This is a genomic window from Methanosphaerula palustris E1-9c, from assembly GCF_000021965.1.
Lineage (GTDB): Archaea > Halobacteriota > Methanomicrobia > Methanomicrobiales > Methanospirillaceae > Methanosphaerula > Methanosphaerula palustris.
In genome coordinates this window covers 2,464,335-2,485,515 of record NC_011832.1, presented here as the reverse complement: position 1 = coordinate 2,485,515, position 21,181 = coordinate 2,464,335, and the positions used below count along the sequence as shown (strand labels likewise).

The 21,181-nt window shown below is 56.8% G+C and carries 23 protein-coding genes; 13 read left to right on the top strand and 10 right to left on the bottom strand.

What is annotated here, in order from left to right:
- Nucleotides 1-46 precede the first annotated feature (46 nt).
- A complete protein-coding gene (locus MPAL_RS11685; RefSeq protein WP_012618942.1) occupies nucleotides 47-859 on the bottom strand; it encodes an NAD(+)/NADH kinase in 813 nt (270 codons plus the stop codon).
- Between the two features lie 4 nt (nucleotides 860-863).
- Entirely contained in the window at nucleotides 864-1,640 is a 777-nt protein-coding gene (locus MPAL_RS11680) for a bifunctional fructose-bisphosphatase/inositol-phosphate phosphatase (RefSeq protein WP_012618941.1), read from the bottom strand.
- Nucleotides 1,641-1,735: 95 nt separating this feature from the next.
- Here MPAL_RS11680 and MPAL_RS11675 point away from each other — a divergent pair, with 95 nt between their 5' ends.
- Entirely contained in the window at nucleotides 1,736-2,113 is a 378-nt protein-coding gene (locus MPAL_RS11675) for a translation initiation factor IF-5A (RefSeq protein WP_012618940.1), read from the top strand.
- Nucleotides 2,114-2,135: 22 nt separating this feature from the next.
- On the top strand, nucleotides 2,136-2,999 hold the full coding sequence (gene speB / locus MPAL_RS11670; protein WP_012618939.1) for an agmatinase: 864 nt from the start codon (nucleotides 2,136-2,138) through the stop codon (nucleotides 2,997-2,999).
- A 153-nt stretch (nucleotides 3,000-3,152) separates the two neighbouring features.
- Here speB and MPAL_RS11665 read toward each other — a convergent pair whose 3' ends face one another.
- The 3 genes from MPAL_RS11665 to MPAL_RS11655 all read right to left on the bottom strand — a co-directional run bounded on the left by MPAL_RS11665 (nucleotide 3,153) and on the right by MPAL_RS11655 (nucleotide 4,085).
- Nucleotides 3,153-3,473: a hypothetical protein gene (locus MPAL_RS11665; protein ID WP_236610381.1), complete on the bottom strand. Its 321-nt coding sequence runs from the start codon at nucleotides 3,471-3,473 to the stop codon at nucleotides 3,153-3,155.
- Between the two features lie 57 nt (nucleotides 3,474-3,530).
- Nucleotides 3,531-3,824 (bottom strand): hypothetical protein, encoded by a 294-nt coding sequence (locus MPAL_RS11660; protein WP_048145371.1) that lies wholly within the window; start codon nucleotides 3,822-3,824, stop codon nucleotides 3,531-3,533.
- 75 nt (nucleotides 3,825-3,899) lie between these two features.
- On the bottom strand, nucleotides 3,900-4,085 hold the full coding sequence (locus MPAL_RS11655) for a hypothetical protein (protein ID WP_048145370.1): 186 nt from the start codon (nucleotides 4,083-4,085) through the stop codon (nucleotides 3,900-3,902).
- Between the two features lie 160 nt (nucleotides 4,086-4,245).
- On the opposite strand from MPAL_RS11655, the gene MPAL_RS11650 reads away from it, so the two are divergent.
- The 5 genes from MPAL_RS11650 to MPAL_RS11630 are packed head-to-tail and all read left to right on the top strand — an operon-like array spanning nucleotide 4,246 to nucleotide 8,291.
- Nucleotides 4,246-4,953 carry an energy-coupling factor ABC transporter permease gene (locus MPAL_RS11650; protein WP_012618937.1) on the top strand — a complete coding sequence of 236 codons (708 nt, stop codon included), beginning with the start codon at nucleotides 4,246-4,248 and terminating at the stop codon, nucleotides 4,951-4,953.
- Nucleotides 4,953-5,258 carry an energy-coupling factor ABC transporter substrate-binding protein gene (locus tag MPAL_RS11645; RefSeq protein ID WP_012618936.1) on the top strand — a complete coding sequence of 102 codons (306 nt, stop codon included), beginning with the start codon at nucleotides 4,953-4,955 and terminating at the stop codon, nucleotides 5,256-5,258. Before MPAL_RS11650 ends, MPAL_RS11645 begins: the two co-directional genes overlap by 1 nt.
- Nucleotides 5,259-5,263: 5 nt before the next feature.
- A complete protein-coding gene (gene cbiQ, locus MPAL_RS11640) occupies nucleotides 5,264-6,055 on the top strand; it encodes a cobalt ECF transporter T component CbiQ (RefSeq protein ID WP_012618935.1) in 792 nt (263 codons plus the stop codon).
- Entirely contained in the window at nucleotides 6,052-7,263 is a 1,212-nt protein-coding gene (locus tag MPAL_RS11635; protein WP_012618934.1) for an energy-coupling factor ABC transporter ATP-binding protein, read from the top strand. The genes cbiQ and MPAL_RS11635 overlap by 4 nt, the downstream gene beginning before the upstream one ends.
- Complete coding sequence (locus MPAL_RS11630) at nucleotides 7,260-8,291, top strand: cation diffusion facilitator family transporter (RefSeq protein WP_012618933.1); 1,032 nt, start codon at nucleotides 7,260-7,262, stop codon at nucleotides 8,289-8,291. Before MPAL_RS11635 ends, MPAL_RS11630 begins: the two co-directional genes overlap by 4 nt.
- 5 nt (nucleotides 8,292-8,296) lie before the next feature.
- On the opposite strand, the gene MPAL_RS11625 is transcribed toward MPAL_RS11630, so the two are convergent.
- On the bottom strand, nucleotides 8,297-8,779 hold the full coding sequence (locus MPAL_RS11625; protein WP_012618932.1) for a metal-dependent transcriptional regulator: 483 nt from the start codon (nucleotides 8,777-8,779) through the stop codon (nucleotides 8,297-8,299).
- A gap of 168 nt (nucleotides 8,780-8,947) precedes the next feature.
- Between MPAL_RS11625 and MPAL_RS11620 the strand changes: the two genes are divergently transcribed.
- From MPAL_RS11620 to MPAL_RS11595, 6 genes are read left to right on the top strand one after another with little or no spacing between them, the layout of a single operon-like run.
- Nucleotides 8,948-9,229: a FeoA family protein gene (locus MPAL_RS11620; protein WP_012618931.1), complete on the top strand. Its 282-nt coding sequence runs from the start codon at nucleotides 8,948-8,950 to the stop codon at nucleotides 9,227-9,229.
- A 2-nt stretch (nucleotides 9,230-9,231) separates the two neighbouring features.
- Nucleotides 9,232-9,477: a FeoA family protein gene (locus tag MPAL_RS11615; RefSeq protein WP_012618930.1), complete on the top strand. Its 246-nt coding sequence runs from the start codon at nucleotides 9,232-9,234 to the stop codon at nucleotides 9,475-9,477.
- A complete protein-coding gene (gene feoB, locus MPAL_RS11610) occupies nucleotides 9,474-11,474 on the top strand; it encodes a ferrous iron transport protein B (protein WP_012618929.1) in 2,001 nt (666 codons plus the stop codon). Before MPAL_RS11615 ends, feoB begins: the two co-directional genes overlap by 4 nt.
- A 1-nt stretch (nucleotide 11,475) precedes the next feature.
- Complete coding sequence (locus MPAL_RS11605) at nucleotides 11,476-11,916, top strand: hypothetical protein (protein ID WP_012618928.1); 441 nt, start codon at nucleotides 11,476-11,478, stop codon at nucleotides 11,914-11,916.
- A gap of 35 nt (nucleotides 11,917-11,951) precedes the next feature.
- Nucleotides 11,952-12,206 carry a helix-turn-helix domain-containing protein gene (locus MPAL_RS11600; protein WP_148208235.1) on the top strand — a complete coding sequence of 85 codons (255 nt, stop codon included), beginning with the start codon at nucleotides 11,952-11,954 and terminating at the stop codon, nucleotides 12,204-12,206.
- 46 nt (nucleotides 12,207-12,252) lie between these two features.
- On the top strand, nucleotides 12,253-14,166 hold the full coding sequence (locus MPAL_RS11595) for a heavy metal translocating P-type ATPase (protein WP_012618926.1): 1,914 nt from the start codon (nucleotides 12,253-12,255) through the stop codon (nucleotides 14,164-14,166).
- 562 nt (nucleotides 14,167-14,728) lie between these two features.
- Here MPAL_RS11595 and MPAL_RS11585 read toward each other — a convergent pair.
- From MPAL_RS11585 to carA, 4 genes are read right to left on the bottom strand one after another with little or no spacing between them, the layout of a single operon-like run.
- The gene (locus tag MPAL_RS11585; RefSeq protein ID WP_012618925.1) at nucleotides 14,729-15,685 is read right to left on the bottom strand and encodes a methyltransferase domain-containing protein; all 957 of its coding nucleotides are present in this window, start codon (nucleotides 15,683-15,685) and stop codon (nucleotides 14,729-14,731) included.
- A 15-nt stretch (nucleotides 15,686-15,700) separates the two neighbouring features.
- Nucleotides 15,701-16,888, bottom strand: a complete 1,188-nt coding sequence (locus tag MPAL_RS11580; RefSeq protein WP_012618924.1) for an argininosuccinate synthase — start codon at nucleotides 16,886-16,888, stop codon at nucleotides 15,701-15,703.
- A complete protein-coding gene (carB, locus tag MPAL_RS11575; RefSeq protein ID WP_012618923.1) occupies nucleotides 16,888-20,058 on the bottom strand; it encodes a carbamoyl-phosphate synthase large subunit in 3,171 nt (1,056 codons plus the stop codon). Before carB ends, MPAL_RS11580 begins: the two co-directional genes overlap by 1 nt.
- Entirely contained in the window at nucleotides 20,058-21,113 is a 1,056-nt protein-coding gene (gene carA / locus MPAL_RS11570) for a glutamine-hydrolyzing carbamoyl-phosphate synthase small subunit (protein WP_012618922.1), read from the bottom strand. Before carA ends, carB begins: the two co-directional genes overlap by 1 nt.
- Nucleotides 21,114-21,181: the final 68 nt, after the last annotated feature.

Genomic DNA, 21,181 nt, shown 5'->3' with positions numbered 1-21,181 from the left:
GGTTCACTCGTTGAACTGCAAAAAATATGGGGGGATTCAGGGAGGATCAGAGATTTCGGAGTTTCTGCTCGACCTTGGAGAAGAAGTTCCGGTTCACATCGATGAACTGTGCTGGCTCTGGCGAGCGGGTCATCTCGATCGTCGCCTGGTCCCCGAGATCGATCGTCCGCTGCCCGTCCAAGACCAGGTGCGCCGGTTTGCTCGCCTCCAGCCTGACTGCGAGGGTTCTGGTCGCACAGATCAGGTGCGGGCGGGACGAGAGCATGTATGGTGCGAGCGGAACCAGCAGAAACCCCTCGATCCGGGGGTCGATGATCGGCCCCCCGGCACTCATCGCGTACGCCGTCGAGCCGGTCGGGGTGCTGATCAGGAGGCCGTCCCCCCGAAACTGCTCGGCGCGGACCCCATCGACCAGCACCGAGAACCGGAGCATCTTGGCTGGCCGGCTGGTCACGATCACTGCCTCGTTCAGCGCGGTTCCGAGTGGTTTGCCGTCGACCGAGAGGTCGATCCTCATCCTTCGCTCCACAGGGAAGCCGGGCTTCAGTTCCTTCAGAAACGAGAACGCCTCCTCTGGCTCAAGGTCCGCGAGGAATCCCACCTCACCCCGGTTGATCCCGATGATGGGGCGCTGAATGTTCATCTGCTGAATGCAGAGCAGGATCGTCCCGTCCCCGCCAATCGCCACGACCGCGTCCGGGTCTGCAGAGGAGAGGGGAACCCCATTCACTTCCAAGGCTGAAGCTGTGGCCGTGTCATAGATGATCTGAAAACCGACATTTTCAAGGTCTATTCCGAGCGTCCGGGTATATGCCAGCGTCTCTTCGCTGTCGATACGGGACATCAGCAGCAGTTTCATGGGATCATCTCAGGTACTCGATCACTTTCGGGTGGAGCACCCCGTTGGTAGCGACCAGGCAGCGACCGATCGTCACCTCGTCGGGGAAGTGGAGTGGGAGCCCGTCCCGGTCCGTGACTGTTCCACCGGCCTCGGTGCAGATCAGGATCCCGGCAGCCGCATCGGTGACCCGGAGAGTGCCACGGAGATCGATGAACCCGTCGAGCCGGCCGCAACCAGTGTAACAGAGTTCGAGGGCCGATGCCCCGAGCAGCCGCCAGCGGCGGACGGTTCGGCCGAGATCCATCACGTTGGCCGGATCGAACTTGCGCCCATAGATCGACATCGCGCTCGCCTCGAGCAACGAAGTCGACGAGGTGGTGACCGGTTCGCCGTTATGGAAGGCTCCCTTACCGAGTTCTGCAGAGAAGGTCTCGTCATTGGCCAGGTCCCGGACGAACCCCTTCCTGACCACGCCCCCCTCGGCATAGGCGATCGAGATCGCATAGAATGGGATCCCTGATAGGGCGTTGTAGGTGCCGTCGACCGGATCGAGAAAGATCGTCCCTTTCTCGCCACCGATATCCATCTTACCGCACTCCTCGCTGATCAGAGTTTTACAGAGGCGGTGGGTGGTCAGGTACTCGACGACCAGATCCTCGGCGATCTGATCGATCTTCTTGGTCGGGGTGCCATCGGCCCCCATCCTGATGAACTGATCTCCATCCTCGGTATCGACGAGATCGGCGATCGCCGTCCCGACCTGTTCAGCCATCTCTTCACAAGCAGCAAGAAACTCCATGAAACCTCCGGTTTTTTATGGTATCCGTACGTCGTATTTATGTAATTCAATCAAGATAAACTATCACTGCAACTGATATATCGGGTGTTATTAAGATGAAGGAACAGACAGAAATTGGAAAGCTCAAGGACGGACGGTACATGGTGGTCGATGATCAGCCATGCAAGATTCTCGGTATCAACACATCAAAGCCAGGCAAACACGGTGCGGCCAAGGCACGTATCGATGTGGTCGGAATCTTTGACGGCGTTAAGCGCTCGATTGTTCAGCCGGTATCAGCCAAGACATACGTCCCGATCGTTGAACGGAAGGCGGCACAGGTGCTCTCGATCAGCGGGGACATGGCTCAGTTGATGGACCTTAAGGAGTTCACGAACTTCGAGATCAAGATCACCGATGATAAGAAGAACGATGTCGAGGTGGGGAAAGAGGTCACCTACATCGAATCGATGGGGATGCGGAAACTGGATTAATCAGTACGGCTCTAGTAACCGTATGCAAAACGTCCTGAACTATCTCTTTGCTGATGCCGAGGCACTCTATGCCGACGCCCGGTATTGTATGCTCGGGGGCCCGTTTGATGGTACGACATCGTACCGGCCAGGAACGCGCTTTGGCCCCCGGGCTATACGGGATGTTTCCTATAATTTTGAACCCTATATCCCAGTCTATGATCTGGACCTGGATCAGGTCCCGATCTGTGATCTCGGGGATCTCGACCTGCCGGTTGTCTCAGAGGAGGCGGTCGCAATGGTCGCAGAGGCGATCGCTGACCTGATCAGGGATCGAAAGATTCCGATTTTTTTTGGTGGAGAGCACACGCTCACCGTCGGCGCGGTCAGGGCGGTGAAGCCCGACTGGTTCGTCGTCTGTGATGCCCATCTGGACCTCCGCGAGGAGTACCGGGGCGCAGTCTATAACCATGGGTGCACATCCCGGCTGGTCTACAATGAGGGGACGACCAACATCGTGATGATTGGCCAGCGGAGCGGCACCCGCGAGCAGTACGAGTTTGCGAAGGAACTGATCCTCTACTCCTCAGACCAGGTGCGGAGGGATGGGATCGGCGTAGTGCTCGACGAGGTGCAGCAGACGATTGGGGATCAGGGAGTCTATCTCTCGATCGACGCCGATGCAATCGACTGTTGTTATACTCCCGGTCTCGGCACCCCGGAGCCGTTCGGGTTGACCCCGTATGATCTCCGCGAGGTGGTGACCCGGCTCGCTCCGCAGGCTGTCGGCTTCGACTATGTCGAGGTCTGCCCGACCGATGACGGCCAGACGGCGGCGGTGGCCACCGAACTGATCCGCCTCTTCATCGCGGCTCACTGGTCTGCCCGGCGAGCCGGCACTGATTGAGAGTTAATTGAGTGAAGAAGATATCGCTCTTAATCTCAATCTCCTTTTTCTTTATCCATTTTCCACCCGATCGCGTTTGACCTTCCAAAGAGGCTGGCGATGGAACTCAGTCTGGCTGATCATCCCCTCCCTCCTCCTCGGATCAACAGAATTTTACTCGTTCGCCAGTCTCTTCTCTTGGTCCACTGCATACCTGATAAACGCATCCGGGCTCTTGAACCCGGCCACATCCAGCGTACGCTCCTGGTCGACATCAGAGCGGAACATCCTCACGCCGGCCCCGGTTTGTGGTGAATAGGAGTACCTCACTTCGAGCCCATGCTCATGTCCGTACAGTCCCGGATGATGGGATAGGTTATATGCCATCGCGACCGCCCACTGATCCTGCTGGATATCGGCATACACCGTTCCCAGCAGCACCCGGTTCTTCCGCCGGATCATCACTTTGTTCTCAAACTCCTCTATATCCTGCATCGTTGACGAATCAGGACTGAATCCAATAATTTTTGACATGTTCTCTCTTTTCAGATCTCATGACTTCTGCTTTACCGTTCCCCTTTGCATTGGTGCCAGAGGGGTGTTCACACCCGAACAATCCTGCAGTACCCAGGTACATACAGTCATCTTCAGATCGTGCAGGATCGACTCCTGCACCGTGGTCCTTTTCTTATCCCATGGTATCACCTCGACTCCGGCCGTATGCTTCACTATGCTGCTGGCCACCTCGCAGGCCTCGGCCTCTGGCAGGAGACCCCAGGCTGCTTCATCGATGATATGAAGCAGTGCCGCCACAAGGACGACGAGCGACGGATCCTGCGCCAGCATCTTCAACCGGGTGATGAACGCCTCTTTTGAGAGCCCCGTCGACCGGGACTCATTTGCCAGATCCTGAGCACATCCTCAGAGATCCTCCTCAGTCACCGAGAAGCGTGCAAGCCGGTCGAGGACGTTCCTCTGAGAGGCTGGCGAGGGGTCGGTCTGACGTTCCAGTGCGGTCTGGGGGCCAAGATCACCCCCTTTCCGATCAGTTCGCCCAGTTTGGAATGCTTTCCTGTTGAAACCATCCTGACCCCCTGAGAGAGGCAACCCAGGGGAGTATGCTGTGATCGTATCATCAATCTCCAGGTTCCTGTGTCAGATCCGATCCAGAAATTCCAACCAACACCGAATGGATGGGGATTCCACGATAAAATCAAAAAGCAAATTTTATTTAATTATAACAGGTACACTTGAGTGGAGAAATAAAATGCATATTATGGAAGGATTTCTACCGGCCGGCTGGTGTCTCGTATGGTGGCTCATCGCCCTGCCGTTCCTTGTCATGGGAATTATTCAACTGCGTCGAATGATGAAAGAAGACCGGGAGTACCTGCCTTTGCTCGGGGTCTGCGGAGCGTTCATCTTCATCCTCTCGGCCCTGAAGCTCCCTTCGGTCACTGGGAGTTGTTCCCATCCGACTGGGACTGGTTTGTCGACCATCTGTTTCGGGTACTGTGTCACTGCAGTCGTCGGTGCGATCGTGCTTCTCTTTCAGGCCCTCCTGCTTGCTCATGGCGGCCTCTCCACGATGGGCGCCAACATGGTCTCCATGGCCATCGGCGGTCCGATAGCCGGGTACGCCGTGTACAAACTCATGAAGGACACGTCGATCAACATCTATGTGACCGTCTTTCTGGCATCTGCCGTTGCTGATATTGTCACGTATATCATCACCTCTTTCGAGCTGGCCCTGGCCTACCCGGCCCAGGTCGGCGGGTTCCTGGCATCATTCTCAGCGTTCTTCTCGATCTTTGCGATCACTCAGATTCCGCTCTCGATCATGGAGGGTGTCGTGCTCGCCCTGGTCTTCAAGTACATCATCCAGCTCAAGCCTGAGATCATCCTGAAACTTCATGTCTTCTCAGAGGAACAGATCGCGAAAGCGCGGCTGGCCGGCGATGCAGAGGTGGCCTGATGTTTAAGAGGAAACTTGAAGTGTTCACCCTCATCACCCTGATCGCCTTTGTCGGGCTCTTCATCATCACCAGTTCAGGGGGCACTCATGAATTTACCGGGTCTGACGACGTGGGGTCTGATATGATCGCCAACCTGACCGGCCACTCTGTCGACTCCTTCAAACCCCTGATCCCCCAGTACGTCCCCCCAAGTGGTGAGATCGAGTCCTCGCTCTTTGCCTTACAGGCCACCTTCGGTGGCTTAGTGGTCGGGCTGGTCCTCGGGTACTGGCTGGGGCAGCGACGATCCTCGCCAACCCTGTGAGTTCTATGATTGAAACGAATCTGGATTCCATCGCCCAGCAGAGTGCATTCCGGCATATCCACCCCGGAACAAAACTCATTTTTGCGTTGGGATCTCTGATCCTCTGTCTTATCTCCCCGTCCCCGGTGGTGCCGGTGATCTCGGGCATTATCCTCAGTCTAGTACTGATCGGTCCGGGGCGGGTCTCACCGATCCAGTATGGGAAACTCCTGCTCGGTCCGATCGTCTTCACCACCATGAGCGTCGTCGTCCTCCTCTTCATGCTCGGGGGAGGAGATGTGATCTTTCGGTTCAACCCGGTGCCATGGATCAATCTCACCATCACCACTGGGGCTGTCAGCCAGAGTCTGCTGGTGCTTTGTCGGGTCTTCGGCTCTTCGGTCTCGCTCTTCTTCATCACGCTGACGACGCCCATGACGGACCTCTTCAACGGTATGAAGCGTATCGGGATCCCCATCGAACTGATCGACCTGATGATGATCGTCTACCGGTACATCTTCATCATCTATGACCAGGCCGTCGAGATCTGGCATGCGCAGGTGATGCGCCTCGGCTACAGCCGACCAGGGGAGGCCGTCCGCTCCTTCTCCATGCTCTGCGGGACGCTCTTCATCTCCAGTTGGTGTGCAGGAGAGGACCTGATCCATGCGATGGACTGCCGCTGCTATGATGGTATATTTCCTTCGTTGGATCTGGCGGAACCGATGCAATTACAGTCACTCGTCCCGGTACTGCTGTACCTGGCCGGGCTGACCGGTATACTGCTGGCGATGAGGCCCTGGGGGATGATCCCATGAGCATCATCATCGAAGCACGGGATATCAGGTATCGGTACCCGGGGAGCCGAGAGGCGATCAGGGGGATCAGTTTCCATATCCGTCCGGGTGAGAAGATCGCGCTCGTGGGCCCCAACGGCGCCGGCAAGTCCACGCTGTTGCAGATGTTCAATGGTATGATCCGTCCGGACGCTGGCACCATGCTCTTCGATAATGAACCGATCCGGTACGATACCCGGTCCCTCCGTCAGCTCCGACGACGGGTCGGGTACGTGCTGCAGAACTCCGACCGTCAGATCATCGCGCCGACCGTGTACCAGGACGTGGCGTTCGGCCCGGCCAACCTTGGGTTCGATGAGCCGGCTATCCGACGGGCTGTTGCGCTTGCCCTCCAGTATGTCGGGCTCGAGGGGTTCGAGCGCCGCCCGCCTCACCAGCTCTCTGGCGGAGAGAAGAAACGGGTGGCGATCGCCGGGGTGCTCGCCATGGACCCTGACGTGCTGGTCTTCGACGAGCCGACGAGCGGCCTCGACCCTGCCGGCTCGGAGGATCTCATGGAATTGCTCGATGAGTTGCACCATGACGGAAAGACGGTGATCATCTCCACCCATGATGTCGAACTGGCGTATCCGTGGGCAGACCGGGCGATCCTCCTGCTCGACGGCAGGATCCTCAAGGAGGACGTGCCGGACGTGGCGTTCGGGAACACCGAGTATGTGCGGAGAGCGCACCTCTCGGTGCCGACCCTCCTCGAACTCTCACAGGAGCTCGGGCGGCGCGGGTTCGTTCAGCCTGACCATAAACCACGCAGTGTCCTTGATATGGTCTATATCCTCGAGCACATCCATCACGAGGCCTGCGTTCATCCGACGCCGGGTACTATCTCGGTCTGCAATGTCGATGAGGTGGAGACGTCATCGATCGCCGCGTGGGTGAATGATCACCCTGGCCTCGCAATTGGGGCGATGGGAACCCGTGCGAAACAATGTGCCACCCTGGAGGACCTGACCCTCGAGTTCACCTATGGGGTGATCGACAAATGCATCCTTCGCGCGCTCAGTGGGCAGGACTCGCTGATCCTGACCTCCAGCAGCATGGCCGGTCGGGTGGTGACCCGGGTCGAGGCATACTGTTGGGAGAGTAGGACCACCATCACCGTTCTCCCCTGGAGCATGATGAATCAGGCTCCAAAAGAGGGTCTTACGAATGAGGAGGTCAAGGAAGGATGATTCATAATCATGATAACCATGAACACCCCGGAGATCACGACCCTGAGCACGGGGCTGGCCATCATGGCCATACCCACACCCATGGTATTGTCGACCCGTCTATTCTCACCACCGAACGGGGGATCTGGGCGGTCAAATGGTCGTTTGTTATTCTGTTCCTGACCGCATTCATCCAGGTCGTCATCGTCTATTATTCAGGCAGCATCGCCCTGTTCGCTGATATGATCCACAATTTAGGTGATGCACTCACCGCGATCCCACTGTTGTTCGCGTTCATGATGGCCCGGTGGAGTCCGACGAAACGGTTCACCTACGGGTACGGCCGTGTCGAGGACCTTGCTGGCGTCTTTGTGGTGCTGATGATCCTGACCTCGGCGATTGTAGCCGGATACGTTTCGATCGATCGGCTCGTTCACCCGCGGGAGGTGACCTATCTCTGGGCGGTTGCAGTAGCGGTAGTTGTTGGGTTTATCGGGAACGAAGCCGTGGCACGCCTCCGCATCAGGGTCGGAAAAGAGATCGGCAGTGCCGCACTCGTTGCCGACGGCCTGCATGCACGGACTGACGGGCTGACGAGCCTAGCGGTCCTTGTTGGTGCAGTCGGGGTCTATTGTGGATTTCCGCTCGTCGACCCGATTATTGGTCTCATCATCACGATCACGATCTTCTGGATCGTCTGGGAGTCAGGAAAAACAATCCTCACCCGCCTGCTCGATGGCGTTGATCCAGCGATCACTGACGAGATCCGCCATACTGTGGATCATGTCGACAGTGTGTTGGCGATCACCGATGTTAGGGTCCGATGGCTGGGGCACCGGCTTCATGCGGAGGTCAATATCACGGTCGATTCATCTCTGACTGTGGAGAACGGCCACGCGATTGCTAAAGAGTTTCAACACGAACTCCTCCACTATCTCCGGTACCTGTCGAATGCCACCATCCATGTTGACCCGGCCACGGGATCGGGACCATGTTTTCATCATATCGAGAGCCATCACCATGACGGGTTGCCCGAGCATTCACATTGAATCGATCATGACTGGAAACTGGACTGACCACTCCCACGGGCATCATCCTGGTGCCTATCTGCCACTCTGATCGAAAAGGCTTCAAAATTTTTCATGACCGATCCAACCTGTGGGTTCACTTTGAGAAAGGCCAGGAACATACGGAGCTGCTCGATGGTCTCTGTACTGAGTTCGTGCTCCATCATGCAGGCATCCTTGACCGCAATGGCATGGGGCACTTTCATCAACTCGAGAAAAGACTGGAGTGTTTCGTGCCGGTCCCGGATCACCTCTGCAATCTTTTTTCCCTGCAGCGTCAGGGTGACTCCTTCATACTTTCGGTAGGTAATCATGCCCATCCGGTCGAGTTTTTTGACCATTTCGACCACGGTCGGCGGCTGGATGCAGAGCTCTTGGGCGATATCCTTGGTGCGAGCGTACCCCTTCTCAAATGAAGCGTTCAGGATAGCTTCGAGATAATCTTCCGCTTTCCTGCTGAGCGAATGCATAATCGATCTTGATCATTAGAGAATATAATATTTAGGTTGCCCTAAATATGGTTATCTGCGCAAAAATTTCAGTTCCGGGGAAAAATCCGAAGAGTGTTCGACCGGTTCTACTGGATCCGAATGATCTTCGGGTCGCTGTTATCCAGACCAAACATCTGAGATTCTTACATGGAATTATCAAAAGAGATTCCGAAGGGATCCGAAGTGCGCGACAGCATCACCACGCTCGATCGGATTCTGCCCCCGGGAACCTGTCGTGTAGTTTCGGTGCTGGCACAGGGTCCGGTCCGCAAACGACTGTTCGCCCTCGGTTTTGTTCAGGGCGCTGTCGTTGAAGCGGTACGTGCAGCCCCGCTTGGCAATCCGGTCGAATACCAGGTGAAAGGTTATTTTCTCTCCCTCAGGAAAGAGGAAGCCCGACTCATCTCGGTAACATCAGAGGGTGCGTGAAGATGGGGACCATGCCTCTCTCCTTTCTCTCACCCGGGACGGAAGCTGTCGTAGCTGATATTCGGGCAACAGGCGGCACGCTCCGACGGCTCGTTGCTATGGGGATCTATCCTGACAGCCGGGTGACCGTGGTCTGTGCGGACAGGGGCTCCCTGATTATATCAGTTGCCGATTCCCGGTATGCCCTATCCAGGGGCATGGCCATGAAGATTCTCGTGGGCATGAGCGTGGCAGCAGGTTCACCATGAAGAAGAGCATCCGGATCGCACTTGCTGGAAATCCGAATGTCGGTAAGAGTACGATCTTCAACGCCCTCACCGGGTTTCGTCAGCAGGTCGGTAACTGGCCAGGGGTCACGGTCGAGAAGAAGAGCGGTTTTGCTCGTCTTGGGGAGTACGAGATTGAGGTTGTCGATCTTCCCGGCACCTACAGCCTGACCGCGTATTCTGAAGACGAAGTGATCGCCCGGGACTATATCATCGAGGAGAAACCTGATGTTGTGGTCCATGTCGTGGATGCAACCAACTTCGAGCGCAACCTCTACCTCACCACCCAGCTCATGGAGTTGGGGGTCCCGCTCGTGATCGCCCTCAACATGTCAGATATGGCCGAGAAGAACGGTACTGCCATCGATCAGGTTATGATGAAAAAATTCTTCGAGATCCCGGCTGTCAGAACTGTGGGGAGCAAAGGGGAAGGGCTCGACGAACTCCTCCGGACTGCAATCCATGAAGCCGAAACCTCCCCGCATCATGAGCACGCAATCGGGTATGGCGATGAAACCGAGCGTCTGATTGCCGAACTCGTTACGGCACTGGGGAAGGATCCGGCGCTTTCCACCCGGTATCCTCCCCGCTGGCTGGCGATCCGGCTCCTTGAAGGAGATGAAAATGCCCTTGAGAAGATCATAGAAAGTCCCGCCCGAAACGCTGCCCAGGCTGTGCTTGCAATGATCGACCCAGCAGAGACCGAGGCTGCGATGGCGGACCGGAGGTACGAGGTTATCACAGCACTCCTCCCGCAGGTCTGTGCGACCTGTGTACGGACGATGAACGCTTCGGACCTCCTCGACCGGGTGATCACCAACCGCTGGCTTGGCATCCCGATCTTCCTTGCGCTGATGTGGGGAGCCTTCGAGCTGACGTTTGCAGCCGGGGCTCCGTTCTCAGACGCAATCAATGCTCTCATGAGTTACTGTGCGGATCTCGTTGGATCCGGTATGGAACCCGCGTGGCTCGGTTCCTTATTAGGAAATGGCATCATCGGCGGGATGGGTGCGATCCTCGTCTTCATCCCCAACATTTTCATCCTCCTCCTCCTCCTTTCGATCCTCGAAGACAGCGGGTACCTTGCCCGTGCGGCCTTTGTCATGGATCGGCTGATGTATTCAATCGGCCTTCCGGGCAAATCGTTCATCCCGATGCTGATCGGCTTTGGATGCAATGTTCCAGCCATCATGGCGACCAGGACTATCGAAGATCCGAAAGACCGGCTGATCACGATCCTGATCAACCCGTTCATGTCCTGCGGGGCACGCCTGCCGGTGTACATCCTCTTCGCCGGCGCATTTTTCCCGGAAAATGGGGGAACCGTGGTCTTTGTTCTCTATGTGCTCGGGATCTCGGTTGCGATCGGATCAGCATGGCTCTTCCGGAAGACGATTCTGCCCGGGAAACCTGCGCCGTTTTTAATGGAGATGCCGCCGTACCGGCTTCCGACGTTTGCGACCTCGGTCGTGCACATGTGGGACCGGGGATCGATGTATCTTCGAAAGGCAGGAGGTATCATCCTGTTTGCAAGTATTATCGTCTGGGGCCTGGCATCGCTTCCCTTTGGGGTTGAGTACGGCAGCGCGGAAAGTTTTGTCGGCCTGATCGGCCACGTGCTGGAGCCGCTTGTCGCGCCACTGGGCTTTGACTGGAAGATCGCAGTCGCGCTCCTCTTCGGCTTTGTGGCAAAAGAGGTCGTGGTCGGGTCCCTCGGCGTCCTGTACGGGACCGGGGACGAAGGAGGGTCGCTTCAGAGTGCACTGCTGGCAGATCCACACCTCGGACCAGTCACGGCATTCGCCCTGATGGCGTTTGTGCTGCTCTACCTCCCCTGTCTCACCACCTTTGCCGTCATTCGCAAGGAGACCGGGTCATGGAAATGGACTGGCTTCTCGGTTTTCTACGGCCTTTCGGTCGCGTACATCATTGCATTCATCATAGCCAGCCTCGGGCACTTTGTCATTGGGGGGAACTGAAATGGCGATTAATGGAAAGATCATATTTGCTGCACTCTTTGGCGTCCTATACCTGATCTTCGGCATCGCGATGATCACATCGGCTGCGATACCATCACTCGCTGAATTAACCGGCGTGTATCTCATCCCGGCTGATCCTGCCGGCGGTTTTGTCCTCTGTGTTATCGGGACGGTGTTTCTGTTTGCATGCCACAAACTGGTTCGTGGATCGGTAGATGGACCTGCGTTCCTTTATACCGGAATGATTATGTCCCTGGTATTCGGTGCTGTCGCCCTTGTCTCACTCGGGGCGCAGGGAATCGACATCCTCCTCTTCTCTGAGGGTGAGGAAAGCTGGGTCCCGATCCAGCTCGTCGTCCCGATGCTCTATCTTGCACTCGTGCCGATTATCGGGCTGATCACCTGGGGTCGTGCATTCCTGAACGATCTCGCGGGGGCCTGACTGCAATGGCGGGAATGATCATATCGATAGCCCGAATGATCCAATCTGGGACTGTAACGCATGCAGAGATTGCAGATGATATCGGGATCACCCGCGAGCAGCTTGCAGATCGGCTCGCCCTGATGGAGCGGCAGGGGTACCTTGCCCGACAGGAAGAGATGGCGGATTCGGAGAGCGGTTGCCGGCATTGCTGTGCATCGTGCTGCGCACGGAACGGGGCATCATTCCCGGTCCTGTATAACCTTACGCAGAAAGGGGAACGGTTGGCAGAAGGAACTGGGAGTATCTGATGCAGGTAACCGGGCTTTGCAGATCTGTCTGCTGGGGTGATTCATCATGAGTTCCTGTTCGTGTTGTTCAAAGAGACCGGCCCGCACTGGCTACCGGGAATTGTTATGGGAACCTGAGACAATTTTTACTCTGGCTAGCGGTCTTCTGCTCGCCATCGCGATCCTTATCGATCCCGACATGATGCTCCATGAAACCGTCACCTCCGGCACGGGCGGTCTCTTCTATCTGATTGCAGCACTCACCGGTTCTATCCCGATCTGGTTATCAGCACTGCAGGGGATCTGGAACCGGGATTTTACGACCGATATCCCGGTCTCGCTTGCGACATTCGCTGCAATTGCGATCGGTCAGTACCCGGCGGCAGCAGTTGTCGCGGTGCTTCTTCTTGTTGGTGGGATGCTGGAAGCGTATGTGGCTGCTCGGGCGAGTAACGCCATGGAAGCGCTTGCCGCTCTCCTGCCGGATCAGGTCACGGTACGGCAGGATGGCGGTGATATCCTCATACCTCTCGATGAGGTGAGAGAAGGAGAGATCGTGCTTGTCAGGTCTGGTGAACGGATCCCGGTTGATGGAGAAGTCATCTCCGGGACGGCATCCATAAACCAGGCTACCATCACCGGCGAGAGCGTTTCAATTTCTAGAACCAGCGGAGATATGGTCTATGCCGGAACCTTCAATGAGTGTGGAGCGCTTGAGATCCGCACCGGTACAACAGGTGATCAGACTCTCCTCGGGAGGATCCGGAACCTGATTGTGGAAGCAAAAGACCAGAAACCTCCGATAGAACGGGTGCTCGACCGGTACTCCCGGCTGTACACCCCTGCAGCACTCCTTCTCGGTGGTCTCATCTGGTGGTGGAGCGGGGATATCCTGCGTGCAATCACGATGTTCATCGTCTTCTGCCCCTGTGTGATCATCCTTGCAACACCGACTGCACTCGTCGCCTCCATCGGCAATGCCGCCCGGTACGGAAATCTCGTCAAGACCGGGGAGACGATTGAGAAGATGGCAGCTGTGGATACGGTGATCTTTGATAAGACCGGGACATTGACAGTCGGAAAGCCGGCTCTCACCGCTGTTCACCCGCTCAGGAACCTTACAGAGGATGACGTCGTTCTGGTGGCGGCAGGTATAGAAAAGTTCAGTGAACATCCGCTTGCCGGGGCGATAACGGTGGAGGCGTCGCGTCGTCACCTGATCGTCCCAGACCCGGAATCATTCCAGGTTTTGCCGGGCCGGGGTGTGTGTGCTGTCCTTGGAGGAGCATCGGTTCTTCTGGGAAATGAATTGCTCATGGTGGATTATGGAGTTGTTGTGGATCCTTATGCAGCGGATATCACCCGGCATTGCGCCATGGACTCACAGATAATCGCCTATCTTGCGATCAATAACACAATCGCGGCAGTTTTGATGTTTGAGGATTCTCTTCGGGAAGATGCCGGCGCGATCGTCACCAGGCTCAAATTGGCCGGTCTCCGCTGTGTGATGGTGACTGGAGATCAGGAGTGTTCTGCGTCTTCGGTGGGACGTGCCCTTGGTATTACGGAGATCTATGCACAGGTGCTGCCGCAGGAGAAGGTCGCGATTGTCCGGGAGATGCAGTCAGGAGGCCATCGTGTTGCATTTGTCGGTGACGGGGTCAATGATGGGCCGGCCCTTGCTGCTGCAGATGTCGGGATTGCCATGGGACTGAGCGGCACCGATGTCGCTATTGAGACAGCAGATATTGCCCTGCTATCAGATGATCTCGCCTCGCTGCCCCATCTTCATCTGCTTTCGAAGAAAGCGCTCTCGACAATCCGGAACAACCTCATCTTCTCGGTGGTTGTGCTGGTCGCCGCTGTGGTGCTCACCATTCCCGGCATTCTGAATCCGGTGACTGGGGCACTGGTACACGAGTTGTCGTCGCTGCCGGTTATCGCGAACTCCGTTCGGCTGATCGTATACAGGGTGAGATGAGATGGCGTGACAATCATTTTTTTAAAGTGAGGAGATCGTCATTTTTTTCGACTGCGATCTATTCAGGAGGGATAACGGATTTTTTCATTGTATGTTTGTGAAAATATCCGGATTGGTCCTGAAAAAGAATTTTATGGATTTTTTATGTATTGTGTTGAAAGGTGTGAGGGTAGACAGGCTGACGAATCGCCTGCTCCCTGTGACTCAGCGTGTGTGGCAGTTCAACGTAACTCTGTGGCAGAAGATTTCTGGTTTTATCTTGTGTTTTTTGTGGGTCCCACCTATCCAGATCAGATCTCCTGGATATGTCCTATGCAGGAATTGACGGGCGCTGCGACTCCGAATGTTCGAATTTTTCTTCATCATATTTCTTCAAATAGGTTTGGCGTTCCTGCTTCCATCTACAATCCCTTATTAGGTTGTGATCAAGACTGGATGAAGAGGACGATGATTCTGTCATATCTCCGAAGACAGTTATGAACATTGCCTGCTGGTCTCTCATCGCTTCCTTATGTCACTAAAAATCGTGAAGATCCAGGTATTCATCAGAGGATCTTGGGCATCACTTCTCTAAGACCAGGATCCGGCGGGTCAGCGATTTGTGCACCCGCTGTTCGTACTGGCCGAGGACGGTCAGGTACTCCTGCGCGATCAAACCGATCGGTTGGTGAGTGACGATCACGGCCCGCCTGCCCGGCTTGAGGATCCGCCGGATCTCCTCGAGCGAGCCGGAGTATAATTTCTCCAGGCTCGGGGCGATGATTGGCACCGACTGCCCGTACGGCAGGTCGGAGACGACCGCGTCGACAGCGGCGGATTTCACCGGCAGGCAGGTTGCATCGCCGGCCAGCACCCCGGCTTTGGGCAGGTTCTGTCGGGAACCGATCAGCATCGCCCGATCGGTGTCTGAGCCGTACGCCTGGATCCCGATCAGGTCAGCCTCGAGCATCGTCCCCCCGGTGCCGCAGAACGGGTCGTAGAGGATCTCTCCCGGCTCGGCGAGCGAGAGGTTCACCAGCGTCCGTGCCATCCTCGGCATCATCACGCCGGGGTGAAAGAACGGCCGCCCGTACGGGTTGCGCAGGTCCATCGTCCTCCGGTCGATCCGGAGGAGGAGCTCGCCGCAGAAGCACCGGTCCCCTGAGAAAACCAAGTGGAACTCGTGATCCGGGGCGGCGAGAGAGACCTTTCCTTGGATCAGACCGCCGGCGAACCGTTCGATCGCCGGCGGTTCTGCCTCGATTGGGGTACCACAGACCTTCTTCGCCCTGACCGCAAAGGTTCCATCAGGCGAGAGGGCCAGATCGGCAAGCATCGTTCTGACCGCCTCCAGCGTTGGCTCACAGGTATCGAGATACCTGAGCACCAGATGTGTCTGGGCGAGCCGGCCTGTCTTTTCTGGATCCGGACAGTCCATCACGGCCACCTGGGGCCAGAGGTCGGTAAGCATACCTGCAACCTCGAGTTCTTTGGCCGGGAGGACCGGATGTTCCCCTGAGAGGAGGCAGATCACCTTCATAAAATGGGGGGCGGGTCAATCCCGCTTCTGGTTCATCAGGAGACGGGCTTGGAGCCCGTAATACTTGGAGAACCCGACCGCATCACACTGGTCCACCGTGGTGCTGTCGAAGGAGGCGTACTCGTCCGAGTAGAGCGTATCAGGTGAAGACCTGCCGAGCACATGGACCGAGCCCTTGTATAATTTCAGGTCGACGGTCCCATTCACCCGTTCCTGAGTCTTGTCGATGAACGATGTCAGCGCCCAGTAGAGCGGTTCGTAGATCAGTCCCATGTAGGCCAGTTCTGACCACTTGGCATCGATCGTTTCCTTGAAGGCCAGTTCCTGCCTGGAGAGGACCAGGTGCTCCAGATCCCGGTGGGCTACCAGCAGCACCGTCGCGGCAGGATGCTCGTAGTTCTCTCGTGCCTTGAGGCCGAGGATCCGGTCTTCCATCATGTCGTTTCTGCCGACACCGTGCGCACCTGCCAGGGTGTTCAGGGCCAAGATCAGGTCGAGGCCGCTCATCGGTTCATTGTTCAGCGCGACAGGTACCCCGTCCTTGAACTGGATGCTGATCACTGCAGGGGTGACCGGGGCTGCCTCCTGGGAGACAGTCCAGTGGAAGATCTCTTCAGGCGGGTGGAAGGCAGGGTCTTCGAGTTTCCCTCCCTCGATCGACCTGGACCAGCAGTTCTCGTCCACCGACCACGGCTTCTCCTTCACCACTGGCACCGGGATCTGCTTCTCCTGGGCGTACTGGATCTCCCACTCCCGGGTTAGGTTCAACTCCCTGATCGGTGCAACGACCTCAAGGCCGGCTCCGTGGAAGATGAACTCGAACCGAAGCTGGTCGTTCCCCTTGCCGGTGCAACCATGGGCCACCGCCGTCGCCCCTTCAGCCCGTGCGATCTTCACGATCTCCTCGGCGATCAGCGGTCTAGCCAGCGAAGTGCCCATTGGATAGCCCTCGTACGACCCGTTCGCCTTGATCGAGGGGAAGAGGTGTTCGGCGACGAACCGGTCCTTCACATCGATCGTGAAGTGTTTATCGGCGATCAGGTTCCCCTTCTCGGTGGCAGTGTTGATGTCCTCAGCAGTCTGCCCTACATCGACAGCAACCGTTACGACCCGGTCGTAGCCGTAGCGTTCTTTCAACAGCGGTACACAGATGGAGGTGTCAAGCCCTCCAGAAAATGCCAGAATTACAGTTCCTTTTCCCATCATTCAACCTCTGAAAGATAATGGCTGATTGGTTCCAGCGTGATCTTCTCCCGCTTGATCGCATCGATGGCCAGCGCAGCTGCCCGGGCTGCCTGCAGGGTCGTGATGTACGGGATCCCGTAGTCGACGGCCGCTCGCATGATCTGGTAATGGTCGAGCCGGGACTGCTTGTCCACCGGGGTGTTGATGATCAGCCTGATCTCACCCTTACGCACCATATCGATCACATTCGGGGATCCTTCCTGGACCTTTCTGACCAGGTTCGCCTCGATCCCAGCCTGCATCAGCGTCTCGACGGTCCCTTTCGTTCCAAAGAGGGTCAGCCCGAGGTCCCGGAGCTGAGCTGCGATCCTTCGGACCTCCTCCTTCTGCTCAGTCGAGACCGAGATGAAGACGTTCCCTTCGATCGGGAGTTCGTTGTCCGCTGATATGCAGGCTTTGTAGTAGGCCCTGCCGAAGTCGTAGTCGATCCCCATCACCTCGCCGGTGGATTTCATCTCTGGACCGAGGACGGTGTCAACCCCGGGGAGTTTATTGAATGGGAGAAGCACCTCCTTCACCGCCACATGCCGGAACGTGCGCTCCTTATACCCGAGGTCCTTCAGTTTCTTTCCGATCATCACCTTCGCGGCCACCTTGGCCAGCGGGATCCCGGTTGCCTTGGAAACGAAGGGGACCGTACGGGATGCTCGGGGGTTGGCCTCAAGCACATAAACGATGTCGTCCTTGACAGCCAGCTGAATGTTTACGAGCCCCACAACGCCGAGCCCCATGGCGATCTTCTTGGTATACTCCCTGACCCGGGCAAGCACCGAATCGGAGAGGGACTGGGTCGGGATCACACAGGCCGAATCGCCCGAATGAACCCCAGCCTCCTCGATATGCTCCATGATCCCGCCGATCAGCACCTCGTCGCCGTCGCAGACCGCGTCCACGTCCAGCTCGATGGCCTCCTGCAGGAACGAATCGATCAGTACTGGGTGGCTTTTGCTCACCCGCATTGCTTCCTTCATGTACGACTCGAGTTCGAAATTGTCGTGGACGATCTCCATCGCCCTCCCGCCGAGTACGTAACTGGGGCGGACCAGCACCGGGAAGCCGATCTTATTGGCCATGGCCAGTGCGGCCTCCTCAGAGTAGGCCGAACTGTTCGGCGGCGATGGAATCTTGAGGGCGTCCAGCAGTTCGCTGAACCGGTCCCGGTCCTCGGCGATATCCATTGCGTCCGGGGACGAGCCCAGGATCGCGGTTGGGAGGCCGAGTTTTTTGATCTCCTGCAGCAGCGGCAGGGCCAGATTGACAGCGTTCTGTCCTCCGAACTGCACCATCACTCCAAAGTAATCGTCCGTTTTAAGGATGTTCACGACATCCTCGAGTTGCATCGGTTCAAAGAAGAGCTGGTCCGAGGTGTCGAAGTCAGTTGAGACGGTCTCGGGGTTGTTGTTGACGATATGGACCTCGACCCCCTCCTCCCGTAGGGCCTTAACGGCATGGACGGTACAGTAATCGAATTCGATCCCCTGTCCAATCCGGATCGGCCCTGACCCGAGGATCAGCACCTTCTTCTTATCGTTCTGGATGATATCGGTGGTCACCCCGTGGGTCGAGTAGTAGTACGGAGTCGTGGCCGGGAACTCGGCTGCACAGGTGTCGACCATCTTGTAGACCGGATCGCCGGCGGCGGTTCGAACCTCATCGACCGGTCGACCGGTCAGTTCTGCGATCTCCTTCATCGAGAACCCGGCGGCAGCGGCCTCCTGGATCCTGAGATCGGTCGGCTCGGTCGCGAGAGTTCGCTCGATCTTCACGATATTCTCCATCTTGTGAAGGAAGAACGGATTGATCGAGGTGAGGGATGCGATCTCGTCCACCGTGAACCCCTCCCTGAACGCGTCAAAGATGCACCCGAATCGTTCATCGGTCGGGCTGGTCAGGATCATCCTGATCTCGTTGTGGTTGGTATGGGTGTTGATATCGGTGTCGATCGAACGGAGCGCCTTCTTAAATCCTTCCTCGAGGGTCCGGCCGATGGCCATCACCTCGCCGGTGGACTTCATCGCCGTCGTTAGGGTCCGGTCGGCCCTCGTGAACTTGTCGAACGGCCAGCGCGGGACCTTGACGACCACATAATCGATCGACGGCTCGAACGAAGCCGGTGTGCATCCGGTGACGGCATTGGTGATCTCATCGAGGTGCATGCCGATGGCGATCTTGGCCGCAACTCGCGCGATCGGATACCCGGTCGCCTTGGAGGCGAGGGCAGATGAACGAGAGACCCGGGGGTTTACCTCGATCACACGGTAGTCGCCGTCCTGAAAGGCGAACTGAATGTTACACCCTCCCTGCACATCGAGCGCCCTTATGATCTTGATCGAAGCCGACCGCATCATCTGGTATTCGTCGTCCCGCAACGTCAGAATCGGGGCGACGACCACGCTCTCCCCTGTGTGAACCCCCATAGGGTCCACATTCTCCATCGAGCAGATGATCACACAGGTGTCTTTCGCATCGCGCATCACTTCGAACTCGAGTTCCTTCCAGCCCATCACGCTCTCTTCGATCAGTACCTGGTGGATCCGTGAGCGCTGCAGGCCAATTTCGACGATCCGTTTGAGTTCGTCGACGGTATGGGCGATACCGCCACCGGCGCCCCCGAGGGTGTAGGCCGGCCTGATGATCACTGGCAGTCCGACCTTTTCGATCACCTCGCCAAGCTGGTCGAGCCGGTTTAAGATCATGCTTCTCGGGACCGGTTCTCCTATCTTCTGCATCAGGGCCTTGAACTTCTCTCGGTCCTCTCCCTGGTAGATCGCCTCGAGCGGGGTGCCAAGAATTTCGACATTTCGGAGGGCTCCGAGCTCTGCCAGTTCTGCGGTCAGGTTCAGACCGGTCTGTCCGCCCATCCCCGAAAGAATCCCATCGGGTTTCTCTTTTTCGATGATCTTTGCGATGATCGAGGCCCTCAGGGGTTCGATATAGATCGTGTCAGCCGTTTCGGGATCGGTTTGGATCGTCGCCGGGTTGGAGTTGACCAGTACCACCTCAATCCCTTCTTCGCGGAGGGACTTGCAGGCTTGTGAACCTGAGAAGTCGAACTCAGCGGCCTGTCCGATCTGGATTGGTCCGGAACCGATCAAGAGAACCTTCTTGATATCAGTACGCCTCGGCATCAGGCTATCCTCCGCATAATCATATCAAAAAAGTGACTCTCTGTATCCCGGGGACCGCCATGGGCCTCGGGATGGAATTGAACGCAGGAGATTTCTAGGTCTGAGGATTCAAACCCTTCTAGGGTTCCGTCGTTTAAATTGGTATAACTACAGGTACACCCCTCAGGGAGGGACTCCTGGTCTACGACGAAGCCGTGGTTCTGGGTGGTGATAAAAATCCTCCCATCCAGGTACCTTACCGGCTGATTGGTGCCACGATGACCGAACTTCAGTTTATGGGTCTCAGCTCCCAGCGCCAGCGCGGTCACCTGATTTCCCATGCAGATCCCAAAGACTGGCATGGTCCCGATCAGGTATGAGACGGTCTTGATCGCATCCCTGGCCTGCATTGGATCCCCTGGTCCGTTGGAGATGAGCAGTGCATCGGGTTCAAAGGCCTCGATCTCCTCAGCAGTTGTGTTGTATGGGAATATCCCGAGATCAGCACCCCGTTTATTCAGGCTGATGACCATATGCCGTTTGATCCCGAGATCGATCACCGCAATCTTCCTTCCTGGACCAGGAACCCTGTATGCCTCTTTGCAGGAGACCCGTGGGATCAGAGCCTGGTTTGAGATTGGAGGTACGGCCCGTGCCAGAGCGATCGCATGTTCATGGTCTCCACTTCCGACGATCAGTGCAGCCCTGAGTGTTCCGTGCTGTCTGGTTATAATCGTCAGCGCCCTGGTGTCAACTCCTTCAATCCCGAAAAGACCGTGCTCTTCGTAGTATCGCTTCAGAGACTGTCCTGTTGCCGGCTTGTCGCAGATCTCCTGCGTTACACAGCCGAGCGTCTGCACTGCCGGACTCTGGAAGTTCTTCTCATCGACCCCGTAGTTCCCGATCTGTGGGAACGTGAACATCAGGATCTGGCCGGCATAACTGGCATCCGTCAGCGCCTCCATATACCCGGTCATCTGGGTGGAGAAAACCAGTTCGCCGGCGCAGGTGCCCTCTGCTCCGAAGCCTTCTCCTACCACATATGTCCCGTCTTCAAGCCCCAGAACCGCCTTCATGGATTTCCATAATACATGAGGCGCAGACCTTATTAACGGTACTGCAGGTGACTGGGAGTGGTCTTTTT